This window comes from Streptomyces huasconensis (genome assembly GCF_021028635.1).
GTDB lineage: Bacteria > Actinomycetota > Actinomycetes > Streptomycetales > Streptomycetaceae > Streptomyces > Streptomyces huasconensis.
Genome location: NZ_CP086119.1, coordinates 6,677,976 through 6,702,662 on the forward strand (window position 1 = coordinate 6,677,976; position 24,687 = coordinate 6,702,662).

The following is a 24,687-nucleotide window of genomic DNA, read 5'->3' on the forward strand; positions in this document are numbered from 1 at the left end:
TTGAAGGAATCGGACACGCCTCCCCACTGTCCGCGAGTCCTTCTTACCGGGCACCTGCCGGGGCGGGCGGCACGGCGGTGGAGAAGGTGACCCGCAGCTGTTCACGGCGGGCGTGCAGTCGGTACTTCGGCAGGGCTCCGGGACCGCAGGACCCGGAGCCGATGCCGTGCTGGCCGATGTCCAGGTTGACCCAGACGGTGTCGCCGGGGGTGAGGTCGGTGCGGTGCCGGGCGGCGTCGAGCTGCTCGGTGGTCCAGCGGCGGGCGGTGAACCAGGGGCCGTCGGCACCGCAGTCGATCCGCAGCCCGCCGACCTCCGCCCAGCGCAGACCGGGACGGGCGCCGTTCTCCTGCGGGCGGACGTACGGGGTGTGCAGGGCGTCGAGGTCCGCCTCCCAGACGCCGACGCGCGAGGCCGCCCCGGTGTCGGGGTACGCCTCGCCGGGGCCGCCGCCGAACCATCGGACCGGCCCGGAAGCGCCCGGCAGCCCGAAGCGGATGCCCACGCGCGGCAGCGGCACCGTCCACTCGCCCTCCGGCTCCACGTCCAGCGTGAGCAGCAGGCGGCTGTCGTCCGCCTGCCAGCGGTACGCCACCCGCAGGCCGAGGTCGCTCGCCGCGGGCGCCACCCTGGTGCGTACGGTCAAGGCGTCCTCGCCCAGCTCGACGCCCGTCCACCGGTGTCGCATCCGGTGGAGGCCGAGGGTCCGCCACTGCGCGGCGGGCGGGGTCTCGGGGCGCCAGGGCATGCCGTTGTCGTTGTCGGTGGGTGCCCGCCACACGTCCAGGCGCAGGTCTTCGATCTCCCTGCCGCCGAGGGACAGCAGTGCTCCGCGGGCGTCGAACACGGCCGGACCGAGGAGGAGGTGACGATCCTCGCGCACCGGAGCCGCGCCCCCCGGCAGCGGCGGCAACATACCCACGGCGTCCGGTAGTTGGGCCCACGCCACCTCATGACCGCGCCCCGCCCACGCCGTGTCGTCGGCGAGCACCGCCCGCACCGTCCACCGGGTCTCCGCGCCCCGGCCGTGCTCCGGGGCCGGTGGCAGCCTCACCTCGGCGCGCTCACCGGGGCCGGTCGCGGGCACCGGCAGAGTGCCGTCGGCGACGCTCACGCCATCCACCTCGTACGACCAGGTGAAGGCCAGGTGGGCGAGGTCCGCGAAGTCGTGCAGGTTGGTGACGCGGACGGTGCCGCCGCGGCCGTCGCCCTCGATGCGGACCGGCTCGATCACCTTCTTGTACTCGACGAGGCCCGGCGACGGCGTCCGGTCCGGGAACAGCAGGCCGTCGCAGACGAAGTTGCCGTCGTGTAGCTCCTCGCCGAAGTCACCGCCGTAGGCGTAGCCGTACGCGGGATGCGCGAGGCCGTGGTCGATCCACTCCCAGATGAAGCCGCCCTGGAGCCGCTCGTACGTCTCGAAGAGGCGCTGGTACTCGCTGAGGCCACCGGGGCCGTTGCCCATCGCGTGCCCGTACTCGCAGAGGAGGAACGGGAGTTCACGGCGCCTGCCGGGGCCCTCGTCCTCGCCCCGGCCGATCCGCTCGACCTCGGCGTGATCGGCGTACATCCGGGAGTAGAGGTCGGTGTCCGCGCAGGAGCTGTCACCCTCGTAGTGCAGGAGGCGGCCGCCGTCACGCGCCCGAATCCACGCGGCCATGGCGGTCAGGCCGCGGCCCGTCCCGCACTCGTTGCCCAGCGACCACATGATGACCGAGGAGTGGTTCTTGTCGCGCTCGACCATGCGGGCCGCGCGGTCCAGGAGCGCGGGTGTCCAGCGGTCGTCGTCGACGGGGTTGCCGCGCCAGCCGACCGCCTGGAAGCCGTGGGTCTCCAGGTCGCACTCGTCGATGACCCACAGGCCGTACTCGTCGCACAGGTCGAGGAAGGCGGGGTGGGGCGGGTAGTGGCTGGTGCGGACGGCGTTGATGTTGTGCCGCTTCATCAGCAGGACGTCCGCGCGCATGGTGTCGAGGTCGAGTGCGCGGCCGGTCCGCGGGTGGAACTCGTGCCGGTTCACGCCCCGGAAGAGGAGGGGCCGTCCGTTGACCTTGATGAGCCCGTCCTCCAGGGCGACCGTGCGGAAGCCGACGCGCAGCGGAACGCGCTCGCCCGCCGTCGCCAGGACCCCGTCGTAGAGCCTCGGCGTCTCGGCGGTCCACGGCTCGACGGGCACGGTGACCTCCTCGCCCGTCGCCACGTCGATGCCCAACTCGGCGACGCTGACCCGCCCTTGGACGTCCGCGTCGACCCGCAGCGTGCCCGTCCCCGCGCGATGGTCGTACGAGGCGTGGACGAAGTGATCGCTCACGCACCCCTCGGGCCGGTGCAGCAGCGTCACGTCGCGGAAGATGCCCGGCAGCCACCACTGGTCCTGGTCCTCCAGGTACGACCCGGCGGACCACTGGTGGACGCGGACGGCGAGGACGTTGCCCTCGGGGCGCAGCAGCGCGCCGACGTCGAACTCGTGGGCGAGCCGGGAGCCCTTGAAGTCGCCCAGTGCCGTGCCGTTGAGCCAGACGCGGGCGCAGGACTCGACGCCGTCGAAGCGCAGGACCGCGGTTCCGGTGGCCGGCCAGTCGGCGGGGAGGCCGAAGGTGCGCAGGTGGTCGCCGGTGGGGTTCTCGGTGGGCACCCGAGGCGGGTCCAGCGGGAAGGGGTAGAGCTGGTTGGTGTACTGGGGCGCGCCGTGGCCCTGGAGGACCCAGTGGCCCGGGACCGTGATCTCGTCCCAGGACCCGCTGTCGTGGGGGCCCGCGGCGGCGAACGTGTCGTCCTCGGCGTCGGCGGTGGGGGAGAGGCGGAAGCGCCAGGTTCCGTTGAGGGAGAGGGCGGGGGCGTCCGACGTCGCGTACCACGCGCGGGGCGGGAGGCTGCCGGTGCCGGGGGAGACGTCCTCGTGGTGGTCTTCGGGGGAGCGGAGATCCATGCGTTCCATCAGACCGCGCCGGGGCGGCGGCTCACAATTGTTTCGGAGCGGGAGTCGATGGACTCTTCGGGCGCCGTTTGGACGCGTGCGCACAGGAATGCGGATAGCGCGGCACGGGCCGCCGGGGGAGCCGGATTTCGTTGAAGTCTGGCCACTGCGACGCGGTATCGGTAACTTGTCGCCGTGTGAACAGACGATCTCAGCCGTCGGTGCTGCCCCCGGACCTGCCCGTGACCGACCGCACGCGCCTCCGCAGGCTCCGCGAGCAGGGCAGCTTGGCCCGCGCCGACCTCGAAGCGATCCTGGACGCGGGCTTCGTCTGCCACCTCGGAGTCGTCGTCGACGGACAGCCGATGGTCGTGCCCACCGTCTACGGCCGTGACGACACCGAGCTGTTCCTGCACGGCTCCGTCGCCAGCCGCAGCCTGGCCGCCGACCCGGCCGCGCCCGTCTGCGTCACGGTCACCCACGTGGACGGGCTGGTCCTCGCCCGCTCGGTGTTCGAACACGGCGTCAACTACCGCAGCGCTATGATCCACGGCGTCCCGCGCAAGGTGACCGACCCCGACGAGAAACTGCGCGGCCTGCGCCTGCTCACCGAGCACGCGGCGCCCGGCCAGTGGGACTACGCCCGCCGCCCCAGCCGCAAGGAACTCGCCGCGACCACCCTGCTCGCGCTCTCCCTCGCCGAGGCCTCCGTCAAGACGTCCGTCGGACCGCCGGAGGACGGCGAGGGCCCGGACGCCGCGCTAGGCATATGGGCGGGCAACCTCCCCCTGACCACCACCTGGGGCATGCCCGTCGCCGATCCACTGCTCCCACCGGGCATCGAACCACCGCCGCACATCGCGGGGCGCGGCGGCACCCGGCAGGGGTGAGGGGACCCACGGCGGCGGGTCAGGGCAGCGTCGGTGCCGCGCAGTCGTGGGCCTTGGTCGAGCGTCGGGCGAACTCCCGCAGCGCGGTGCGCTCGTAGGCCAGGTCGGCGGCGGTGGGCTTCGGGGCGCGGTGTTCACCGACCGACTCGTCCGTCCCGTACGCCTCTCCGTCCGTCGTGCCGCTCAGCCGCACCGTGAACAGGGCGGGCCCGGAGCCGTCGCGGCACGTGGCGGTCGCCCAGTGGCCGCCGCCCGGCAACCGCCCCGCCGGGGCCTCGCCGGGCACGGGCTTCTCGGAGTACCCGCCGTGCCGCTCCCGCTGACGCAGCCGCTCGGCCTGCGCGTACGGCCCGTAGTACGCGACGAGGCGGTGACCGCGCGCTTCACTTTCCGGGGCTCCGGCCGGCATGCCGGTACGGCCGCCCGCGACCACGCACACCTCCAACGGGCCGCCCACGGGCCTGCCCTCCCACGCCCGGGACACCCGCGCGCCCCGCCCGGGAACGCCGCGGCAGGAGCCGGACGCGTCGGCGAGCGGAACGTCCTCGTCGGCGTTCACCGGCAGGGCCACGGTGCGCAGCGGCTTGCCGAGCGGGGCGTCGCAGCCCCACTGCCGCGAGGCCTTCGCGGCCGTCGCCGTGGCGATCCGCGCGTAGGCGGTGCGGCGGCGCGGGTCGTCGAGCGTGCCGTCCTCCTCCTCGACCTCGACGGTGACGAGCAGGCCGCCGCGGTCGCGGGCGCAGTCCAGGAGCACCGTGGTGGTCACCGACTCCCCGTCGGCCCGGTGCGTGAAGCTCTCGCCCGTGGTGAACAGGCCCTGCCAGCCCCGGCCGAGCGCGGCGGGCGGCAGCTCGGCCGGCACGTCGGGGTACAACGGCCCATGGCCCTGCGCCACTTCGCCCGCGCCGTCCTCGGCGGAGCCGCCGCGCCGCTCCGGCACGCCCTGCACGGTGACCTCGACCGACGCGTCGTGCGTCGGATGACCGGCGTGGTGCTCGGTCGCGCGGCTGACGGCGCACGTCACCTGACGCCGGTCGCCGTGCGCCTCCCGCAGATCGGTCCGGCCGGGCCCGCTCCTGAGCGGCCCCTCACCGAGGAAGTCCAGCAGTTCGGCCGAGGGCAGCACGCCGTCGCAGGCCCCGGCGAGCACCTGCCGGGCCACGCGGCGCTCATGCGGCCCGCCCCACCAGTAGAAGCCGCCCGCGATCAGGGCCAGGGCGGCCAGCGCCCCGCAGGACGTGAGCACCACCCGCCCCGCCCTCGTCCCCCACGTCAGCCGCGCCACTGCGCCACCTCTCCCATGACCTTCGTGTCCCGGCAGTGTGCGCGTCGCGGCCAGCCGTCCGGCGCCGCGAGATAGCGGTCGAGCACGGCCCGTGCCTTCCGGGAGAGCTGCCGCCGCTCCTTCGGCTCCAGCACCGCCGTGCCCTCCCGCGTCCCTTCGGTGAAACTGAGCTGCGGGGTGACCGTGACGCGGTGATACGTCGGGCCCGCCACGCACTGCGACCGCGCCCACAGGGCGAGCAGCGGGTCGTCGCCGGACTCCTGGATGGTCACCGGCTCGCCGGCTGCGGCCGGGTCGTCGGCGCCGGGGACCCGGGCGTTGCCCCGATGGCTCTCGTACGCGCCGCCCGCGAGCACGCCCGACCAGCTCTCCGCGCCCACCGCCTTGACCGTCAGCTCCGCGGGGCTCCCGGCGGGGTCGTCCCACCGGCCGCCGCACGCCCCGGTGCGCCTGCTGTACGTCGACATGTTCCCGTCGAACGTCCACTCGCCCGGCGCGAGCGGCAGCGCCTTGGCGGAGAGCCAGGCGCAGAGCTTCGAAACCTTGGCCGGGGCGGCGGCGCCGGACGCCGACCGCAGGGGCGCGCCGCCGCAGCCCTGCTTCTTCGCCACCCAGTCGGCGACGCGCACCGCCGTGCGGGCCGCGAGGAGACGGTCGGCTTCGGGGACGTCGTACTCGTCCTCCGCCGACGGCAGGTCGACCGTGACGAGCAGGTCCCGTGAGGGACGTACGCGACCGGTGAGGCCCTTGGGGCAGTCGGCGAGCAGGGAGGCCGACACCGTGCTGCCGGTCAGCCGGTCGTCGGTCGACACGGTGCCGAGCGCGCTGTCCGGCAGCGGCAGCCCGAAGGAACCGTCGGACGGCGGCGGGGCGGTGCGGGTCAGCGCGGCCTCGGCCCGCACCCGCGCCTGCGCGTCGGGCTCCCAGGCGTCATCGCCGCCGCCCCACGACAGCGTGCAGTCGAGCAGCGCGCGGCTCTCCTCGCGGGGCGACAGCATCGTGCCGAACTCGTCCAGTACGCCGCTCTTGTCGTCCGGCACGAACGCACCCAGCTCCCGCGGGAGCAGCCCGGCACACGCCCGCGCCAGCTGCCGCTGATTGGCCGCGAGCCGTTCCTCGCGGTCCCCGGCCCGGGACACGACGAGCCATGTCACGGACGAGGCGACCACCGCCAGGGCCACCAGGCCGGAGACGATCCAGGTGCGCCGTCGCGCCGCGCCCACCCCGGGCATGGTGCTCCCCTTCCCCCGTGTACCGCAGCAAGATCAGGGAGGGACGGTATCAACCGCGGTCCGCGCGTCGGCGCCGGGACCCTTGTCGCGGCCGGGGGCATCTGCTTGACTCCGCCCGCCTGAAGACCCGCCTGAAGACCCGCCTGCACACCCGCCCGAGCCAGCCCCGCAGCAAGGAACACCAGAACGCCCGTACGCCGCCGGTGGAGGCCGCCATGGAGATCACCCGCAGACGCCTGCTGTCCGCCCTGTCGGCCGCCGGACTCCTGGCGGTGATCCCCGCCGGCCGCGCGGACGCCGCCACGGCCGCGAAGGGCCGCGTCCAACTGCTCGCCAACACCGTGGCGGTCCTCGCCGGGACCGCCGCGTCCAACGCCCGGCCGGAGACCGCCGCGAAACTCGCCGCCGTCGACCGCGCCGCGCGGGCGAACCTGAAGGCGATGGACGACGCGGGCGAGGGCGAACTCTTCGCCGGTCTCGCGCTCGGCACCGACGAGGCCAACCTGAACACCGCCTACCGCCGCCTGTACGAGACCGCCCTCGCCACCCGCACCCCCGGATCAGGCGGACTGTACGGCGACACCGCCGTACAACGCCGCGTGCTCGACGGCCTGGCCTGGCTCCACGAGCGCCACTACGGCGACCAGTCCAAGGGCTACTACGGCAACTGGTTCCACTGGGAGATCGGCATCTCCCAGCACATCACCAAGACCCTGGTCCTGCTCGCGGACGAGACGCGCGCCCACCGCCCGGAGCTGGTGCGCGCCTACGTCTCCTCCATGGACGCCTACCTGCGCAACGGCACCGACGGCGACGTCAACCTCGACTCGCGCTTCCACACCGGCGCCAACCTCGCCGACATCACCACCAACCGCGTCCTCCAGGGCGCCCTCCTGGGGGACGACGCGGGCGACGCCCGCATCCGCAAGGCCCTCACCGACCAGCTCACCGTCTTCCTCACCATCGACCCCTACCACCTGCGGCACGGTGTGACGGACGGCCACTACGCGGACGGTTCCTTCATCCAGCACGCCTCCGTCGCGTACACGGGCTCGTACGGCAAAGGCCTGCTCAGCCGGGTCGTGCAGACCCTCAAGATCCTCGACGGTACCGGGTTCGCGCACGGCGAGGAGCTGGTGCCGACCGTGTACGGCTGGGTGAAGGACGGCTTCGCCCCGCTGATCTTCGAGGGCTGGATGATGGAGATCGTCAAGGGCCGGGCCGTGGCGCGCACGGAGTCCGGGTACGCCGACGTGGCGGTGGTCGTGGAGGCCGTCGTCGACCTCGCCTCCCTCGCGACCGGCACCGAGGCCACCGCCCTCAAGAGCTACGTCAAGCACCTCAGGGCCACCTCGCGCACCCCGCTCGACCCGGCCCGCTTCGTCTCCCCGGTCAGCATCGTGCGCTACGCCGACATCATCGGCGACCCCTCCCCGCCCCCCGCCGACCTCAACCCGGCCACGCGCAGCGTCGCCTTCAACGCCATGGACAAGACCGTGCACCGCAGGCCCGGTTACGCCTTCGCGCTCGCCCGCAGCTCCGACCGGATCAGCAAGTACGAGTACATGAACGGCGAGAACCTCATGCCGTGGTTCCAGGGCGACGGCGCGCACTACCTCTACCTGTCGGGCCAGGACCAGACCCAGGCGTACGGCGTCGACTACTTCACGACGGTCTCGCCGTACGGCCTCGCGGGTGTCACGGCCCCCGTCGAACAGCGGCGCACCATCCCCGAGTTGTACGGCAAGGCGTACTACGACAACCCCGGCCACCCCCTCCACTTCACCTCGTCCTCCGAGTCGCAGAACACGTACCTCTACTTCCCGCGCGGCACGAACGCCTGGTCGGGCGGCGCGGTCCTCGGGGCGTACGGCGCGGCGGGCCTCGTGCAGTCCAGCGACGCCGCCTACCGCGACCGGGCGCTGCTCCCCGACGACTTCGTCGTGTACCGGGGCGCGCGGGCGACGAAGTCGTGGTTCCTGTTCGACGAGGAGATCGTGGTGCTCGCCGCGGGGGTCGGGGATGCCGCGGGGCGGGCCGTGACCACGACCGTCGACGCCCGCGTCGCCGCCCCCGACGACCGGGTCACGCTCACCGGGACGCGCCGCGACGGCCGCGCCTGGTCCGGCCCCGGCACGGCGGACCTGCGCCGGCTGCGCTACGCCAACGCCACCCAGAACACCGCCGTCGGCTACGTCTTCCTCGACACCCCGCCGGTGCGGGTCACCCTGGAGCGGGTCACCCGCAGCCGCCGGGCCGTGCGCACCGCCAACCCCGATACCGCCGTGACGCGTTCGGTGTGCGGCGTGACGGTCGACGGGGCCGCCGGGGCCCGGCCGGCGCGCCTGGCCTACGCGCTGGTGCCGAACGCCACCGAGGACTGGCTGCGCGCACACCACCACGGGCCGCTCAAGGTCCTCGCCAACTCACCGCGCCTCCAGGCCGTCTCCCATTCCGGCCTCGGCATGACCGCCGCCAACTCCTTCACGCCGGGGCGGCACGAGACGGCCGGGCTGTGCGTCGAGGGACCGGCCTCCGTCATCGTGCGCCGCCGGGGCCGCGGCGGCGCGGCCACCACCACCGTCGCCGTGTCCGACCCGACGATGGACCGGGACAGGATCACGGTCCTGCTCCGGGGCCGCCGCCTCGGGAAGGTCACCGCGGACGAGGGGGTGCGGGTGAGCCGGGACCCGGGCGGCACGCGGATCGACGTGGACACCCGGCACGCGTACGGCAAGAGCTTCACGGTCACGCTGCGCGGCTGAACCCCCCGGCCGCGGTGCCCCGTCCGGCGCATGGCCTCTCCGCCACGAGGGGGAGGCGGAGGAAACCACGGCCTGATGGCAGGGGGCATCGGGTCCACCATCGTGGATCACATGCCGAGAACGAACACGCCACCGAACGTTCCCCGTTGGGCCCGGCTCGCCGCCACCGGGGCCGCCCTGACCAACGTCCCCTCAGGGCTGTGGCGCGTCGCCATCGCCGCGGGTGTCCCCGTGGGGCTGGCCCAGTCCGAGTACGACCAGATGCACGCTCCCGGCTGGGGGTCCTTCTCCCTCATCGGCCTCAGCCTGATCGCCGAGGTCTTCGGGTTCCTCGCCCTGGGGCTGGTGCGGAACTGGGGGGAGACCTGGCCGCGCTGGGTCCCCGGCTTGCGCGGGCGCCGGGTGCCCGTCCTGCCGGTGACCGTGGCGGCGGGCCTCGGCGCGCTGGCCGTGACGGTCTACGGGGTGCTGTTCGTCTACACCTCCCTGGGCGCGGAGATGGCGGCCGACCCCTGGGGCATCTGGCTGCTCAACGCCGTCTACGCCCCGCTGCTCCTCTGGGGCCCGCTGCTGGGCGCGGTGACGGTGCACTACTACCGGCGCCGGACGCGCATCGACCCCGTACGGGTGTGAGGGGCCGCCGCCGAGAGGCCGGGGCACATGTCCGTGACCCGGCCCCTCGGCAGCCATGCGATGCCTAACCGGCCGTCCCCTCCACGCTGATGGCCTGCACCGGGCACGCCCGCACGGCTTCCTTCACCATCGGGTCGCCGCCTCCGTCCTCGCGGCCCGCCAGCACCTGGCTGAAACCGTCGTCGTCCTGCGTGAAGACACCCGGCGCGGTGAGCGCGCACATGCCCGCGCCCACACACCGGTCGCCGTCGACGCGGATCACCTGGCTCGTCATCTCGTTCGCCATGGTCAACTCCTACCAGGTCACGGGGAGTTCCAGCATTCCCTGGATCGTGTCGCCCGGCTTGAAGGGGATCTCCTCGGCGGGCGCGGCGAGGCGCAGCCCCGGCAGCCGTCCGAAGAGGGACCCCAGGGCGATCTCCAGCTCCATGCGGGCGAGGTTCTGGCCCAGGCACTGGTGGACGCCGAAGCCGAAGGCGAGGTGGTGGCTGGACCCGCGGTGCCAGTCCAGCTCGTCCGGGGACGCGTACGCCGCGTCGTCGCGGTTGATGAGGGAGGTGGAGAAGACGACGCCGTCACCGGCACGCAGGGTGCTGCCGGCGATCTCGATGTCCTCCTTCACCAGCCGCAGCAGCCCGTCCGCGATGGACAGATAGCGCAGCAACTCCTCGACCACGGCGGGCGCCATGGGGCGGCCGGCGCCGAGATCCGCCTTCAGCTCGGCCAGCCGCTCCGGGTGCTGGAGCAGGGTGAACGTACCGAGGGAGATCATGTTCGCCGTGGTCTCGTGGCCCGCGACGAGCAGGATCGTGGCCAGGCCGACCAGTTCCTGGCGGTCCACCTTGCCCTCCGCGAGCTGCCGGTGGATCAGCTCGTCGAGGAGCCCGTCGCCCGGCTCACGGCGCTTGCGGTCGATCAACGCGTAGAAGTAGTCGTCGAGTTCGTCCCGCGCCGCCTGCGTGTCCTCGACGGTCGGGCCGCGCAGCAGCCGCCGTGAGCTCTCCTCGAAGTGGTCGTGGTCGGCGTAGGGCACGCCGAGCAGGGCGCAGATCACCATGGACGGCACGGGCAGCGCGAACGCGTTCACCAGCTCCGCGGGCGGCCCCTGGGCCTCCATGGCGTCCAGGAGCCGGTCGACGGTCTCCTGCACGCGGGGGCGCAGCGCGGCGATGCGCTTGACGGAGAAGCTCGGGATCAGCATGCGGCGCTGGGTGTTGTGCCGCGGGTCGTCGACGCCGAGCAGCGCGGTGCCCCGCTTGCGGATGCGGGCGAAGCGTTCGTTGGGCGAGGGGAAGTCGGCGTGTCGGCGGTCGGTGGAGAGCCGGGGGTCGGCGAGGAGTTCGCGGGCCACGGCGTGACCGCTCACCAGCCATACCGGCCGCCCGTCGAAGAGGGTGACGCGCGCGAGCGGGCGGGCCTCCCGCAGGGGCGCGTAGCCGGTGGGCGGGTGGTAGGGGCAGGCGCGGTCCTGGGGGAAGGTGGTCGCGGGGGCGTCGACTGTGGGGGAGTCGGTCGCGGGGAGAGTGGTCGCGGGGGAGGCGGAGAGGGTGGTGGGTCCGGACTTCGTCGATTCCGTCATGGACGTACCTCACAAGCGCAGATGTTTCCGTACAGGCCCGATCCCTCATTCGATGCCTGGGGCATCTATCTCGTCCACGGCAAGACCGGCCAGATCGTCGCCGGGGCGGAACTGTCCGGAATTACCCTCTCCGTTCAACTGTTCCGCGTCCGCGCCCGCTCGGGGGTCATGCGAGGATTCCGGGGACCAAGTGCGGCCACTGTGGAGGACGAAGAGGATGTTCGCGATACCTCTGGGCGACGGAGCCGAACTGGGCCCGCTGGAGCCCTGGCAGGCGGAGGAGTTCCTGGCCCACATGGACCGCGGCCGCGACTTCATCGGCCGCTACGTGGGCCTGCCCGACATCACGGCCGACCTGGCGGCCGCCCGCCGCTGGCTCCAGGTGTACGCCGACAAGGCCGCCGCCGACACCGGCCGCCTCTACGGCATCCGGCTCGACGGGCGCCTCGTCGGCGGCGTCCTCTTCCGGGTCTTCGACACGGCGACCGGCACCTGCGAGGCCGGCTGCTGGCTGGAACCCGCCGCTTCCGGCCGCGGTCTGGTGACCCGTGCCGTGCGCGTCATCGTCGACTGGGCGGTCGACGTACGCGGCATGCACCGCGTGGAGTGGCTGGTGGCCTCCGGGAACCAGCCGAGCATCAACGTCGCCAAACGGCTCGGCATGACCCTCGAAGGGGTCCAGCGGGAGAACGACCCCTACCGGGGCGTGCGGCAGGACACCGAGATCTGGGCGGTCCTCGCACCCGAGTGGCGCGCGGCGCGGGCCGGGGGAGCGGGCCGCTGAGCGCCCGCCCGGTGCACCGCCGATAAATCGGTGGCGCGCCGCGGAAGGCCCGGTCTAAGCTGCGTCTCGTTCCTCGGCGGCCGATCTGTGGCCGCCGGTGTCAGCAGTTCAGGACCAGGAGGTGTGACCGATGGCTGTCGTTGCGACGGGCGCTGCCCGCATCCGGAAGTTCATCAAGTCCACCACCGTGGCCACCGGCTGACCGGACATCCTTCCCGCGCGTCTTCGTACGCGTGCGCCGGGGCCACCCTGTGAAGGGTCACCCCTTGTCCTACTCCTCTCTTCCGTTCTCCTCTCTCCTCGGTTCGTCCTCGCTTCCGGGCACGTCCGCTTCCGTCCCGCACCCCCTGGCCCCGTACGGCTGGGACGCGGAGTGGGAGGCCGAGTTCGCGCCGTACGCCGCGCAGGGGCTGCTGGCCGGGCGCGTCGTGCGGGTGGACCGCGGGCAGTGTGACGTCGTCACCGCCGACGGGACCGTGCGGGCCGACACCGAGTTCGTCACCCCGCGCGACCCGCTGAAGGTCATCTGCACCGGCGACTGGGCCGTCGTGGACCCGGAAGGCGGTGACCCGCGCTACGTACGCGCGTATCTGCCGCGCCGCACGTCCTTCGTGCGCTCCACCTCGTCCAAGCGGTCCGAGGGGCAGATCCTCGCGGCCAACGTCGACCACTCCATCATCGCGGTCTCGCTCGCCGCCGAGCTGGATCTCGGGCGGATCGAGCGGTTCCTCGCGCTCGGCTGGGAGTCGGGCGGGCAGCCGGTCGTCGTGCTCACCAAGGCCGACCTCGTGCCGGACGAGGCCACGCTCGCGCACCTCGTCCAGGACGTGGAGACCGCCGCGCCCGGCGTGCAGGTGCTGACGGTCAGCGCCGCGTCCGGGCAGGGCGTCGACGTCCTCGCCGCGGTCGTCTCAAATGGCACGTCGGTGCTCCTCGGCCAGTCCGGCGCGGGCAAGTCGACGCTGGCGAACGCGCTCGCCGGGGCCGACGTCATGGCGGTGCGGGCGATCCGCGACGTCGACGGAAAGGGCCGTCACACCACGACGACCCGCAACCTCCTGCCGCTGCCCGCGGGCGGCGTCCTCATCGACACGCCGGGACTGCGCGGCGTCGGCCTGTGGGACGCCGAGACCGGCGTCGGACAGGTCTTCGCCGAGATCGAGGAACTGGCGGAGGACTGCCGCTTCCACGACTGCGCCCACACGGCGGAGCCCGGCTGCGCCGTCCTCGCCGCGGTGGAGGACGGCACACTCCCCGAACGCCGCCTCGACAGCTACCGCAAGCTGATCCGCGAGAACCAGCGCATCGTCGCCAAGACCGACGTGCGCGCCCGCGCGGAGCGGCGGCGCGAATGGCGGCTGAAGATGGCGGAGGGGCGCGCGGCGGTGGAGATCAAGCGGGGGCGCGTGCGCTGAGCTCGGGCGGGTCAGGGTTGTGGGGAGCTGCGGGCCGGTCGTGGCTGAGCGCGCAGTTCCCCGCGCCCCTGCGGACGCTCAGCGCCGTGTCCGAATTCCGCCAGCCGGGGCGTCCTCGCGGCTCCACAATGGAGGCGTGATCGATGAGGAGACCCGGTACGAGGCCGTGCGCAGCAGGGACGCCCGCTTCGACGGCGTGTTCTTCTTCGCCGTCGAGACGACCGGCATCTACTGCCGTCCCAGCTGCCCCGCCGTCGCCCCCAAACGGCAGAACGTCCGCTACTACACGACGGCCGCCGCCGCCCAGACGTCCGGGTTCCGCGCCTGCCGCCGCTGCCGCCCGGACGCCGTCCCCGGCTCCGCCGAGTGGAACGTACGCGCCGACGTCGTCGGCCGTGCCATGCGCATGATCGGCGACGGCGTCGTCGACCGCGAGGGGGTGCCCGGGCTCGCCGTACGCCTCGGCTACAGCGCCCGGCAGGTACAGCGCCAGCTCACCGCCGAACTGGGCGCGGGCCCCGTCGCGCTCGCCCGGGCGCAGCGGGCCCACACCGCGCGCGTCCTGCTCCAGACCACGGACCTGCCGGTCACGGAGATCGCCTTCGCCGCCGGGTTCGCCAGCGTCCGGCAGTTCAACGACACCATCAAGGCCGTGTACGCCCTCACCCCGACCGCCCTGCGCGCCGCCGCCCCCCGGCGCGGCACCGCCCGAGCCACCCCGGCCGCCGGCATCCCGCTGCGCCTCGCCCACCGGGGCCCCTACCAGGCGGCGCCGGTCTTCGACCTGCTCGGCCAGGAGGCGGTGCCCGGCATCGAGGAGGTCACCGGCGAGCGCGGCGCCCGCACCTACCGGCGCACGCTGCGACTGCCCCACGGGACGGCGATCGTGGCCGTCGAGGAGGCGCCTTCGCCGCCGGCGGCCGCAGAGGGCCCGGGCCCGGGGGCCGTGCACCGCGGCGGCTGGCTCGACGCCCGGCTGCACCTCACCGACCTGCGTGACCTCACCACGGCCGTGCAGCGCCTGCGCCGCCTCTTCGACCTGGACGCCGATCCGTACGCGGTGGACGACCGGCTCGGCGCCGACCCCCGCCTCGCCCCGCTCGTCGCCGCCCGGCCCGGCCTGCGCTCGCCCGGCGCGGCCGACCCCGAGGAGTTCGCGGTGCGCGCCCTGGTGGGGCGGGCCGGCGCACAGCGGCTCGTGGAGCGGTACGGCGAGGCGCTGGACGCCGCGTGCGGGCGGCTCACCCACGCCTTCCCGACCCCCGCCGAACTGGCCGGCGAGCCCGGCCCGCTCGGCGCGCTGGCCACGGCGCTCGCCGACGGCACCCTGCGCCTGGACGCGGGAGCCGACCGGGACGACGCCGAGGCGGCGCTCCTCACCCTGCCCGGTCTGGACGCGCGTACCGCCGCGCTGATCAGGACGCGCTCCCTCGGCGACCCCGACGTGGCCCCACCCGACGAACCGGAACCCGTCCCTGACGCCTGGCGCCCGTGGCGTTCCTACGCCGTGAGCCATCTGCGCCACCTGCGTCATCTGCGCCACCCGAGCCCTCCGCGGCCGGAGCAGGCGCTCACTCCTCCCCGAGGCCCCAGCTGTGAATCCGCCGGGGGTGAATCCGGATCAGCTCCTCGCTGAAGCCGGGCCCCAACGCGTGCGGGCCCGTGAGGAGTTCGGCCTCGCCCCGGATGTCGATGCCCCGCACCCGCCACGGCTCCAGGCTCACGATGTCGTCGACGACGAGGGACACCTTCGGGTTCGCCTGGAGGTTGCGCCACTTCTTGGTGTTGCCGAGAGCGTGGCCGCCGACCAGGATCGTGCCGTCGTCCTGCGGGAAGAAGCCGACGGGGTTCGCCTGCGGCTGGCCCTTCGGGTCGACCGTGGCCATCCGCCCCAGCCGCTGGGACCTGAGATAGGCGCGCTCGGCCTCGCTGAATTCGGTCATGCGGCGAGCCTCGCACGCCGCCCTTCCCGAGGGCAGCCCCTCAGCCCCAGAAGACCGCCCCGAGCCACGCCCCCAGGATCAGCAGACACGCGAACAGCTCCGTCAGCACGCTGGTCCCGCCCATCCGCATCGCCGTCCGCGTCGCCGCCACCGCCTCGCCGTGGCCGCCGAGCCGCAGCCGCTCCCCGGTGTAGATCCCGCCGACGAAGCCCGGGATCGCGCCGATCACCGGCACCACGCAGAAGCCCAGCAGCGCCCCGGCGCCCGCGAAGACGGCCATCCGCCGCGTGGCGCCGCTCTGCCGCAGCCTGCGGGGCGGCAGCTGCCAGCGCACGGCCTGGGCGGCGAGCAGGACGACGGACGCGCCGACGAGGAGGCCCCAGGCGAGGCCGTTCGGATCGTGCAGCGCCCACCACAGGACGGCGGCCCACACCAGCCACGGCCCCGGCACTCCGGGCACCAGCACTCCGCACAGGCCGAGCATCATGACGACGCCGACCAGCAGGAGTTCCCACGCTCCCATCTGCCCAGGGTGCAGCAGATCCGGCGAAGGCGCAGGTCAGATCAGCCCTGGGAGGTACGCGGGCGGCGCGCCACCCAGCCCCGCTCATACGCGTGCCAGCCCAGTTGGAGCCGCGTCGTCACGCCGGCCAGCTCCATCAGCCGCTTCACCCGGCGCTGCACCGTGCGCAGCCCGAGGTCGAGCTGTTTGGCGGCGCTCGCGTCGGTCAGCCCCGCGAGGAGCAGCGAGAGGATCTCCAGATCCGTGCCGTCCGGACCCTCGGGGGCGTCCTCGCGAACCGTGCCGCCGTCCGCCCCGAGGCGCAGCGGCAGCGCCTCCCGCCAGACCGCCTCGAAGAGCCCCGTCAGCGAGGCGAGCAGCCCGCTGGCGTGCACGACGAGGGCGGTGGGCTCGGCGGTCCGCGAGGTGAGCGGCACCATGGCGAGCGAACCGTCGGCGATGACCAGCTTGGCCGGGACGCGGTCGACGACCCGCGCTTGTTCGCCGCGGCCGATCGCCGCCGTCAGCTCCCCCAGGCCGCCGGGCAGGTCGAGGACGGCGCGCTCGACCACCACGCGGCAGCGGACGCCACGGCCCGCGGCCTGCTCCCCGGCGCTGATCGCCATGCCGGTGACCGCGACGGGGCTGCCGGTCACCAGCGCGCACACCTCACCGCGCGCACCCAACTGCAACTGGCGGAAGCGCTGCGAGACCGCGGCCGCCCCGGTGACCACCTCGACCAGGTCGTGGACGGCGGGCTCGGCGGCCCGCGCGCGGTACTCCTCGGCGAGCAGGGCCGCCGCCAGCTCCGCCTTCTCCAGCTCGTGCCGCTGCCGGGTGAGCAGCGCGCCGAGCGCCACGCCGGGCGGCGCGGCCACCCAGCGGCCCGCCCTGCCGGAGGCCCGCGCGGCCAGGCCGTGCCGCTCCAGGCGGCGCAGCGTCCGTACGGTCTCGGGCTCGCCGAGCGTGAGCCTGCGGGCGAGATCGGAGACGTCGGCGGCGCCCACCGACACCAGCGCCCGGTAAGCGGCCTCGTGCGTCTCGTCCAGACCTATCGCTGCCAGCATGCGGCGACGCCCTCCTCGAAGCTCCGTTGCGACGGTGCGTGAAGCTCCGCCCCGACGGCGCCGTGGCGGGAAACAGCCACGGCGCGAACCCGCCCCGGACATCATTCCCGTACCGCCCTCCCCGATGACAAGGTGACGCCGCGCGGCGGATTGAACTCGGCGCCACGGGGCACGCGGGCTACAGGCCGGGTGCACTCACCGAGGTGACGTTGTCGTACCTCCTACGACGAGGGCGACACAGGGAAGGCGGCGACGACCGCCGAGCACGCCGGCAGGTGGAGCGCGACCGTGGACCACGCGGGCGCGTCCGGCGAACAGGTGCCGCTGAAGGCGCGCCTGACGGACGCTCACGGCGACTCCGAACTCAGACCGTGGCCCGCGCCTACGAACACGCGCCGGCCACACAGACGCCGCCGGGCGGTCCTCCTGTGGGGGGTGGGCCCGCCCGGCGGCCCCTTTCGTCGCCATGACCGCCGAAATCTCCGGATGCCCCGTTTTCGTACGGCCCCCGCGGTGGAAAATAGGGGCATGAGCCAGCAGGGGGAGAGGCGCACCGGCCGCGACGACGACTGGTGGGGGCAGCTGTACGACGACGCCACACAGGACACGGGCCCGGCACCCGCACCGGACACCCTCGACGACAGATTCGCCTCGGCGGCGGACGCGGTGAGCGAGGAACGCCCGCCCCTCCGCCCCGAACACCCGCCCCCGGCCCCCGAGTTCACCCCAGACCCTCGAAAGGCGCCGCCCCGCCCAGAACGCGCCCCGGCCGACGCGCCGCCACCCCCGGCGAACACGCCCGCCCCGTCGCCCCCACCGGCCGCTCCCACCTCAGCCGCGCCACCCGGCTCGCCAGACCCGTCCATCCCACCAAGTCCCTCCGCTTCACCCGCCCCACCCAAACCGTCCCCCCGCGCCCCCGCCCCCTCCGTCCCCGCCGCCCGCCGCGCCCCCTGGGAGCCGCTCACGGGGCCCAGGGGGCCGGTCACCTTCGGGGCCGGGGCGGGGGAGGAAGCGCCGGGGGTGCCCGGAGCGGGGCGGGTTCCCGTGCCGAGGCCTGGCCCCGCCGGGCCGGACCACGTCGGTGACGGGCCGCCCACCTACGAGGCCGAGCCCACCGCCCTGCCCGCCGCCGACCCGGACGACCTCGGCGACCTCATCGCCGACACCGTGCTCGACGGGGCCCGGTACGGAACGTCCACCCTGCGTGCGGCCTCCGTGCGCGGCGACTCCGCGCGGTTCCGCGGCGAGCCGCGCCGCGACTCCCTGCTGACCGCCCGCTTCGGCGACGGCGAGGACGCGCTGGTGCTGGTCGCCATGGCCACCGGCGCCCGCGCCGCCCCGGGCGCCCACCGCGCGGCCGCCGATGCCTGCGCGTGGATCGGCCGGGCCGTGGGCCGCAGCCACCAGCGGCTCGCCGAGGACATCAGGGCCGCCCGGCGCGGCGACCTCAAGTCGGGCCTGCACCGCCTCACCGACCGCACCCTCGGCAAGCTGCGGGCGCGCGCCACCGACCTCGGCCTGGCCCCGGACGAGTACGCCGCCTCGCTGCGCTGCCTCCTCCTGCCCGCCGACCCTCGGTGCCGTACCCGCGTCTTCTTCGGCGTCGGCACGGGCGGCCTCTTCCGGCTGCGCGACGGGGCCTGGCAGGACATCGAGCCCCGCGTCGCCGAGGCCACCGGCGACGCCGTGGTCGGCTTCGGCTCCCCGCCTCCCCGGACGCCCGAGGGCGACCACCTCACCATGGACCTCGGCATCACCACACCCCCGAGCCCCTACGAACCGGCGCCCGAGCCGCCCCGCGACCCGTTCCGCTTCCGGGCCTCGGTCGCCCGGCCGGGGGACACGCTCCTGCTCTGCAGCGGCGGCCTGGCCGACCCGCTGCGCGGCGAGCCCGCGCTGGCCGAGCACCTCACGGACAGGTGGCTCAAGGGCCCCGCCCCGGGCCTCGCGGCCTTCCTCGCCGACATCCAGGTCCGGGTGAAGGGCTACGCGGATGACCGCACGGCCGCCGCCGTCTGGGAGGCATGACCGCCGCACCTGTGAATTCATGGACCCGAGGGTGTTTGAACGCGATCACAGCGAGTACCGGGTCCGAGAGTTCCAAGGATGAAGAGGTGCGTGCAGCATGGCCAAGCAGAACGTCGCCGAGCAGTTCGTCGACATCCTCGTCCGCGCGGGCGTCGAGCGCCTGTACGGAGTCGTCGGCGACAGTCTCAACCCGGTCGTGGACGCCATTCGTCGTACGAAGGGCATCGACTGGGTCCAGGTGCGGCACGAGGAGACCGCCGCCTTCGCGGCCGGCGCCGAGGCGCAGATCACCGGGAAGCTCGCGGCCTGCGCGGGCTCCTGCGGCCCCGGCAACCTCCACCTCATCAACGGCCTGTACGACGCGCACCGCTCCATGGCCCCCGTGCTCGCCCTCGCCTCGCAGATCCCCTCCAGCGAGATCGGCCTCGGCTTCTTCCAGGAGACCCACCCCGACCGGCTCTTCCAGGAGTGCAGCCACTACTGCGAGCTGATCTCCAGCCCGAAGCAGATGCCCCGGCTGCTCCAGACCGCCATCCAGCACGCCGTCGGCCAGTCCGGCGTCAGCGTCGTGTCGCTGCCCGGCGACCTCGCCTCCGAGCCCGCCCCGGAGAAGGCCGCCGAGACCGCCCTGGTGACGTCGCGGCCCACCGTGCGCCCCGGCGACGCCGAGATCGAGCAGCTCGCCCGGATGATCGACGAGGCCGGCAAGGTCACCCTCTTCTGCGGCAGCGGCACGGCGGGCGCGCACGCCGAGGTGATGGAGTTCGCCGAGAAGATCAAGTCCCCGGTCGGTCACGCGCTGCGGGGCAAGGAGTTCATCCAGTACGACAACCCGTTCGACGTCGGCATGAGCGGCCTGCTCGGCTACGGCGCCGCGTACGAGGCCACCCACGAGTGCGACCTGCTGATCCTGCTCGGCACGGACTTCCCGTACAACGCCTTCCTGCCCGACGACGTCAAGATCGCCCAGGTCGACGTGCGCCCCGAGCGCCTCGGCCGCCGCTCGAAGCTGGACCTCGCCGTGTGGGGCGACGTCCGCGAGACGCTGCGCTGTCTGACGCCGCGCGTCTCGCCCAAGTCGAACCGCAAGTTCCTCGACAAGATGCTGAAGAAGCACGCGGACGCCCTCGAAGGGGTCGTCAAGGCGTACACCCGCAAGGTCGACAAGCACGTCCCGATCCACCCCGAGTACGTCGCCTCGGTCCTGGACGAAGTCGCCGCGGACGACGCGGTGTTCACCGTGGACACCGGTATGTGCAACGTCTGGGCGGCCCGCTATCTCACCCCCAACGGCAGGCGCCGCATCATCGGCTCGTTCAGCCACGGCTCGATGGCGAACGCCCTGCCGCAGGCGATCGGCGCGCAGTTCACCGACCGCAAGCGCCAGGTCGTCTCGATGTCGGGCGACGGCGGTTTCTCCATGCTGATGGGTGACTTCCTCACCCTCGTCCAGCACGACCTGCCGGTGAAGGTCGTCCTCTTCAACAACTCCTCCCTCGGCATGGTGGAGCTGGAGATGATGGTCGCCGGGCTGCCCAACTACGGCACGGCCAACCACAACCCCGACTTCGCCGCCGTCGCCCGCGCCGCCGGGGCCTACGGCGTCCGCGTGGAGAAGCCCAAGCAGCTCGCGGGCGCCCTCAAGGACGCCTTCGCGCACAAGGGCCCGGCCCTCGTCGACATCGTCACCGACCCGAACGCCCTCTCCATGCCGCCCAAGATCAGCTCGGACATGGTGACGGGCTTCGCGCTCTCCGCCAGCAAGATCGTGCTGGACGGGGGAGTGGGCCGCATGCTCCAGATGGCCCGCTCCAACCTGCGGAACGTGCCGAGGCCGTAAGAGCGTCGGCCCCGGCACCTGCCCGCCCCGGTCAGGCGGGCCGCAGCCGCAGCGTGACGATCTGGAACGGCCGCAGCGCCAGCACGAGCCCCGTCTCGCCCGTGTCGGCCTCCCGCAGCGGCCGTTCCAGGAGGTCGGTCACCTCCGCCCGCGCCACCGGGAACGACGTGCCGAGCGTCGCCGCCGCCCGCCCGCCGCGCGACTCGTAGAGCCGTACGATCACATCGCCGCTGCGGTCGTCGGCGAGCTTCACCGACTCGACGGTGACGGCCGGGTGGTCGACGCTCACCAGCGGCGCGAGGACGGGCGCGTCGGCCACCCGGAGCGGCAGGTTGAGCGCGAGCCCCTCCGCCACCGCGTCACCCGTACTCGCGCCGGGCAGCAGCGCGTAGGTGAAGTGGTGTGTGCCCTGGTCGGTCTCCGGGTCCGGGCTGTGCGGGGCCCGCAGCAGCGTCAGCCGCACGGTGGTGCCGAGCGTGCCGCCGTGCTCCGCGCGCGTCACGTCGTGGCCGTACGTGGAGTCGTTGAGCAGCGCGATGCCGTACCCCTCCTCGGCGACCCGCAGCCAGCGGTGCGCGCAGATCTCGTAACGCGCCGCGTCCCAGGCGGTGTTGGCGTGCGTGGGCCGGTGCACATGGCCGAACTGGATCTCGGCCGCCGACCGTTCGGCGTGCACGTCCAGTGGGAACGCGGCCTTCAGCACCTTCTCCGACTCCCGCCACTCGACGTCCGTGACGACGTCGACGCGCCGGCTGCCCGCCGCGAGCCGGATCTCCTGGACGATCCGCGACGCCGCCCCGAAGGAGCGCACCACCCGCACCGCCACCCGCAGGGGCCCGTCCTCGACCAGCTCCACGGACTCCGCGTCCGTGAGGTCGGTGTGCCGGTTCCGGTAGTGCCGGTCGAGGTCCCAGGCGTCGTAGTGCGTGGGATGGTCGGGGTGCAGCTGGAGGAGGTTGCCGGGCGCCGCGAGGACCTCGCGGTCCGCCGCCAGGTCGCGTACGGAGGTCAGCAGCCCGGCGGCGTCGACGGCCACGCTCAGGTGCTCATTGGTCAGGAGGATCGCGTCACCGGTCGTGTGCGCGACCGCGCCCGGCCCCGCCGCCCCCGCGCCCTCCAGGCTCCCCGTGCCGAGCGCGGGAACCGCGACGCGCACCAGCGTGCCGTCGCCCGGGTCCACCACCTCGTCGCGGGCGTACGGCGAGGCGTTCAGCACGGCGGGCCCGCCCGCGCCGAGGGAGCGCACGGCGGACGCGGTGATCCCGTCCAGCTCGGCCAGCACCCGCCCGTAGGTCTCCCGCGCCTCCCGGTGCACCCACGCGATCGACGACCCCGGCAGGATGTCGTGGAACTGGTGCAGCAGCACGGTCTTCCACAGCCGGTCCAGGGCCTCGTACGGATAGACGTACGCGGCGTCGCGCACCGCTGCCGCCGTGCACCACAACTCCGCCTCGCGCAGGGCGTGTTCGCTGCGCCGGTTGCCGCGTTTGGTCGCCGCCTGGGTGGTGTACGTCGCGCGGTGCAGCTCCAGGTACAGCTCGCCCGACCAGACCGGGGCCTTGGCGCCGTACTCCTCCTCGGCCGCCGCGAAGAACGCCGACGGCTTCTCGATCTCGACGCGCGGCGAGCCCTCCAGGGAGCGCAGCCGCCGCGCCCGCTCCATCATCTCCCGGGTGGGCCCGCCCCCGCCGTCGCCCCAGCCGAACGGCACCAGGGAGCGGGAGGCGCGGCCCTTGTCGGCGAAGTTCCGCTCCGCGTGGGCGAGTTCGGCGCCGTGGAACTGCGAGTTGTAGGTGTCCACGGGCGGGAAGTGGGTGAAGACCCGGGTGCCGTCGATGCCCTCCCACCAGAAGGTGTGGTGCGGCATCTTGTTGGACTGGTTCCAGCTCAGCTTCTGGGTCAGGAACCACCGGACGCCCGCGAGCCGCGCCAACTGCGGGAAGGCGGCGGTGTATCCGAAGGAGTCCGGCAGCCAGATCTCCTCCGTCTCGACGCCCAGCTCCTCCCGGAAGAACCGCATGCCGTGCGTGATCTGCCGGGCGAGCGCCTCGCCGCCGGGCATGTTGGCGTCCGACTCGACCCACATCGAGCCCACCGGCGCCCAGGTGCCGTCCCCGACCGCCTGCTTGATGCGCTCCCAGATCAGCGGCTGGTGCTCCTTCACCCACGCGTACTGCTGGGCCTGCGAACAGGCGAAGACCAGCTCCGGGTACTCCTTCGCCAGCGCCGTCACGTTGGCGAAGGTCCGCGAGGCCTTGCGCACCGTCTCGCGCAGGGGCCACAGCCACGCCGAGTCGATGTGGGCGTGACCGGCCGCCGACACGCGGTGCGCGCTCGCGTGGGCGGGCTTCGCGAGGACGTCGGCGAGCGCCGCGCGCCCCGCGGCCGCCGTGCCCGGCACGTCGTGCAGATCGAGCGCGTCGAGCATGTCCTCCAGGGCGCGGAGGATCTCGTGCCGCCGCGGACGGTCGGCGTCCAGTTCGGCCATCAGCTCGGACAGGACCTCGATGTCCAGCGTCAACCGCCATACGTCCTCGTCGAGTACGGCGAGATCGGCAGACGCGAATCGGTAGATCGGACCAGTCCCCGCGGTCAGTACGTCGCCCAGGGGGGTCGGCAGAAAGTCGTGCAGAACAGCGGGGTTGGCCGCCGCCTCCAGGAGGAGGTGCACCGGCTCACCGCCCCGGGCGGGCGAGGCCACGGGAATATGCCGGTTGCGCGGGTGAACGCCCTTCAGCGGCACGCCCGAAGCGTCGTACACCAGGCCCTCCGCCTGGAACCCGGGCCCATCGCCCGTGAAACCGGGGTCGACGACCACCTCGACGCGGCGCCCGCGCCACTCCTCGGGCACGTGCCCCCGGAGCCGGAACCAGCTGGTCGACCAGGGACTTCCCCATTCCGTGCCGGCCTCGAAGGGTTCGTACGCCGCCTCCAGCGCGGCCGCGACGGGGACGGTTCCCCAAACCCCCGGCTCCGCTCCAGCAGGGGAGGCCCCGCCGCCCGGCACGTGCCAGACGGAGAGGGCGAGCGGCACCCGGTGCGGGTACTGGGCGGGGCGGATGAACTGGCGCAGCGCCCGCTCCAGGCGGCCTTCCACCAGCAGTCTGTCGTCGTGCACTCGGGCTCCTCGGAACGCTCGGTGGCGGGGGTCCACCGCTTCACTTCCCCGCGCGGCTCCGGTGCACCCGCGCCACTGTTTGATGGGCCGAGCAGGAGTGCCGCCTGTGCGCCGGGGCATGCATTCCGTGAGGTTGTTCGAGCAAGGAGGCAGGTCATCGCTTTGTGGGCGGGGGTCATGACGAGGCAGTCACGCGGGGGAGGCTCCGGTGGAATCGGGACCTCCTCGCCGAACGTACGGGACGAGTTCATCGACGGCGCGCAGGCGGGACCGGACCGGGTCCAGCTCAGGCGCAGACTGGGGAGGGCCGACCTGGCAGCGGTGTCCGAGGTCAGGGGCGCCCTGCGGGAGTTCCTCCGGCGCTGGGGGAAACCGGCCCGGGCCGACATAGCCGAGCTGCTCACCAGCGAACTGGTCACCAACGCACTGGTGCACACCGATCACGACGCGGTCATCACCGCGACCCTGAGCCGGCGCGGCCTCTGCGTCGAGGTGCGGGACTTCGTGGGACGCCGCCCGGAGCCGCGCGTACCGGACGCCGACAGCGGTACGAACGGCCGGGGCCTCATCCTCGTGCAGTCCCTCGCCGACGCGTGGGGCGTGCGCGCGCACGGCGTGGGGAAGGTGGTGTGGTTCGAACTGAACGGCGGCGGCACGGCGTGAGCTGGACCGGCCCCGCCGGGGCG

18 protein-coding genes are annotated in these 24,687 nt (G+C 73.7%); 9 read left to right on the forward strand and 9 right to left on the reverse strand.

Translation table 11 applies throughout. The features are described from left to right. Positions 1-43 precede the first annotated feature (43 nt). Complete coding sequence (locus tag J2N69_RS29785) at positions 44-2,929, reverse strand: glycoside hydrolase family 2 TIM barrel-domain containing protein (protein WP_230903447.1); 2,886 nt, start codon at positions 2,927-2,929, stop codon at positions 44-46. Positions 2,930-3,114: 185 nt separating this feature from the next. Here J2N69_RS29785 and J2N69_RS29790 point away from each other — a divergent pair, with 185 nt between their 5' ends. Beyond that, positions 3,115-3,807 carry a pyridoxamine 5'-phosphate oxidase family protein gene (locus J2N69_RS29790; RefSeq protein ID WP_230903448.1) on the forward strand — a complete coding sequence of 231 codons (693 nt, stop codon included), beginning with the start codon at positions 3,115-3,117 and terminating at the stop codon, positions 3,805-3,807. Between the two features lie 19 nt (positions 3,808-3,826). Here J2N69_RS29790 and J2N69_RS29795 read toward each other — a convergent pair whose 3' ends face one another. Together J2N69_RS29795 and J2N69_RS29800 are read right to left on the reverse strand one after the other, a co-directional pair. Beyond that, a complete protein-coding gene (locus J2N69_RS29795; RefSeq protein ID WP_230903449.1) occupies positions 3,827-5,092 on the reverse strand; it encodes a hypothetical protein in 1,266 nt (421 codons plus the stop codon). Next, a complete protein-coding gene (locus J2N69_RS29800; protein WP_230903450.1) occupies positions 5,080-6,324 on the reverse strand; it encodes a hypothetical protein in 1,245 nt (414 codons plus the stop codon). Before J2N69_RS29800 ends, J2N69_RS29795 begins: the two co-directional genes overlap by 13 nt. Before the next feature lie 215 nt (positions 6,325-6,539). Between J2N69_RS29800 and J2N69_RS29805 the strand changes: the two genes are divergently transcribed. Further along, positions 6,540-9,089, forward strand: a complete 2,550-nt coding sequence (locus J2N69_RS29805) for a polysaccharide lyase family 8 super-sandwich domain-containing protein (RefSeq protein ID WP_230904931.1) — start codon at positions 6,540-6,542, stop codon at positions 9,087-9,089. A 111-nt stretch (positions 9,090-9,200) separates the two neighbouring features. Continuing rightward, positions 9,201-9,722, forward strand: a complete 522-nt coding sequence (locus J2N69_RS29810) for a hypothetical protein (RefSeq protein WP_230903451.1) — start codon at positions 9,201-9,203, stop codon at positions 9,720-9,722. 64 nt (positions 9,723-9,786) lie between these two features. Here the strand turns inward: J2N69_RS29810 and J2N69_RS29815 are convergent, their stop codons facing one another. Both J2N69_RS29815 and J2N69_RS29820 read right to left on the reverse strand, forming a co-directional pair. Beyond that, on the reverse strand, positions 9,787-10,008 hold the full coding sequence (locus J2N69_RS29815; RefSeq protein ID WP_230903452.1) for a ferredoxin: 222 nt from the start codon (positions 10,006-10,008) through the stop codon (positions 9,787-9,789). Between the two features lie 9 nt (positions 10,009-10,017). Continuing rightward, the gene (locus J2N69_RS29820) at positions 10,018-11,301 is read right to left on the reverse strand and encodes a cytochrome P450 (protein ID WP_230903453.1); all 1,284 of its coding nucleotides are present in this window, start codon (positions 11,299-11,301) and stop codon (positions 10,018-10,020) included. A 217-nt stretch (positions 11,302-11,518) separates the two neighbouring features. Between J2N69_RS29820 and J2N69_RS29825 the strand changes: the two genes are divergently transcribed. From J2N69_RS29825 to J2N69_RS29835, 3 genes are all read left to right on the forward strand, one after another. Continuing rightward, a complete protein-coding gene (locus J2N69_RS29825) occupies positions 11,519-12,085 on the forward strand; it encodes a GNAT family N-acetyltransferase (protein ID WP_230903454.1) in 567 nt (188 codons plus the stop codon). Between the two features lie 266 nt (positions 12,086-12,351). Continuing rightward, on the forward strand, positions 12,352-13,500 hold the full coding sequence (rsgA, locus tag J2N69_RS29830; protein WP_230903455.1) for a ribosome small subunit-dependent GTPase A: 1,149 nt from the start codon (positions 12,352-12,354) through the stop codon (positions 13,498-13,500). 139 nt (positions 13,501-13,639) lie between these two features. Next, the gene (locus J2N69_RS29835) at positions 13,640-15,136 is read left to right on the forward strand and encodes a bifunctional transcriptional activator/DNA repair enzyme AdaA (protein WP_230904932.1); all 1,497 of its coding nucleotides are present in this window, start codon (positions 13,640-13,642) and stop codon (positions 15,134-15,136) included. Here J2N69_RS29835 and J2N69_RS29840 read toward each other — a convergent pair. The 3 genes from J2N69_RS29840 to J2N69_RS29850 are packed head-to-tail and all read right to left on the reverse strand — an operon-like array spanning position 15,072 to position 17,012. After that, positions 15,072-15,443: a PPOX class F420-dependent oxidoreductase gene (locus tag J2N69_RS29840; protein ID WP_230903456.1), complete on the reverse strand. Its 372-nt coding sequence runs from the start codon at positions 15,441-15,443 to the stop codon at positions 15,072-15,074. The two genes, J2N69_RS29835 and J2N69_RS29840, sit on opposite strands and share 65 nt — an antisense overlap. Before the next feature lie 40 nt (positions 15,444-15,483). Next, positions 15,484-15,966, reverse strand: a complete 483-nt coding sequence (locus J2N69_RS29845; protein ID WP_230903457.1) for a DUF456 domain-containing protein — start codon at positions 15,964-15,966, stop codon at positions 15,484-15,486. A 41-nt stretch (positions 15,967-16,007) separates the two neighbouring features. Then, positions 16,008-17,012 carry a helix-turn-helix domain-containing protein gene (locus J2N69_RS29850; protein WP_230903458.1) on the reverse strand — a complete coding sequence of 335 codons (1,005 nt, stop codon included), beginning with the start codon at positions 17,010-17,012 and terminating at the stop codon, positions 16,008-16,010. A 528-nt stretch (positions 17,013-17,540) separates the two neighbouring features. Here J2N69_RS29850 and J2N69_RS29855 point away from each other — a divergent pair. Together J2N69_RS29855 and J2N69_RS29860 are read left to right on the forward strand one after the other, a co-directional pair. Beyond that, positions 17,541-19,043, forward strand: a complete 1,503-nt coding sequence (locus J2N69_RS29855) for a protein phosphatase 2C domain-containing protein (RefSeq protein WP_230903459.1) — start codon at positions 17,541-17,543, stop codon at positions 19,041-19,043. Positions 19,044-19,140: 97 nt separating this feature from the next. Then, positions 19,141-20,883 carry a pyruvate dehydrogenase gene (locus tag J2N69_RS29860; protein ID WP_127912931.1) on the forward strand — a complete coding sequence of 581 codons (1,743 nt, stop codon included), beginning with the start codon at positions 19,141-19,143 and terminating at the stop codon, positions 20,881-20,883. Between the two features lie 31 nt (positions 20,884-20,914). On the opposite strand, the gene J2N69_RS29865 is transcribed toward J2N69_RS29860, so the two are convergent. Further along, positions 20,915-24,001: an alpha-mannosidase gene (locus J2N69_RS29865; protein ID WP_230903460.1), complete on the reverse strand. Its 3,087-nt coding sequence runs from the start codon at positions 23,999-24,001 to the stop codon at positions 20,915-20,917. A gap of 177 nt (positions 24,002-24,178) precedes the next feature. Here J2N69_RS29865 and J2N69_RS29870 point away from each other — a divergent pair, with 177 nt between their 5' ends. Next, entirely contained in the window at positions 24,179-24,664 is a 486-nt protein-coding gene (locus J2N69_RS29870) for an ATP-binding protein (protein ID WP_230903461.1), read from the forward strand. Positions 24,665-24,687: the final 23 nt, after the last annotated feature.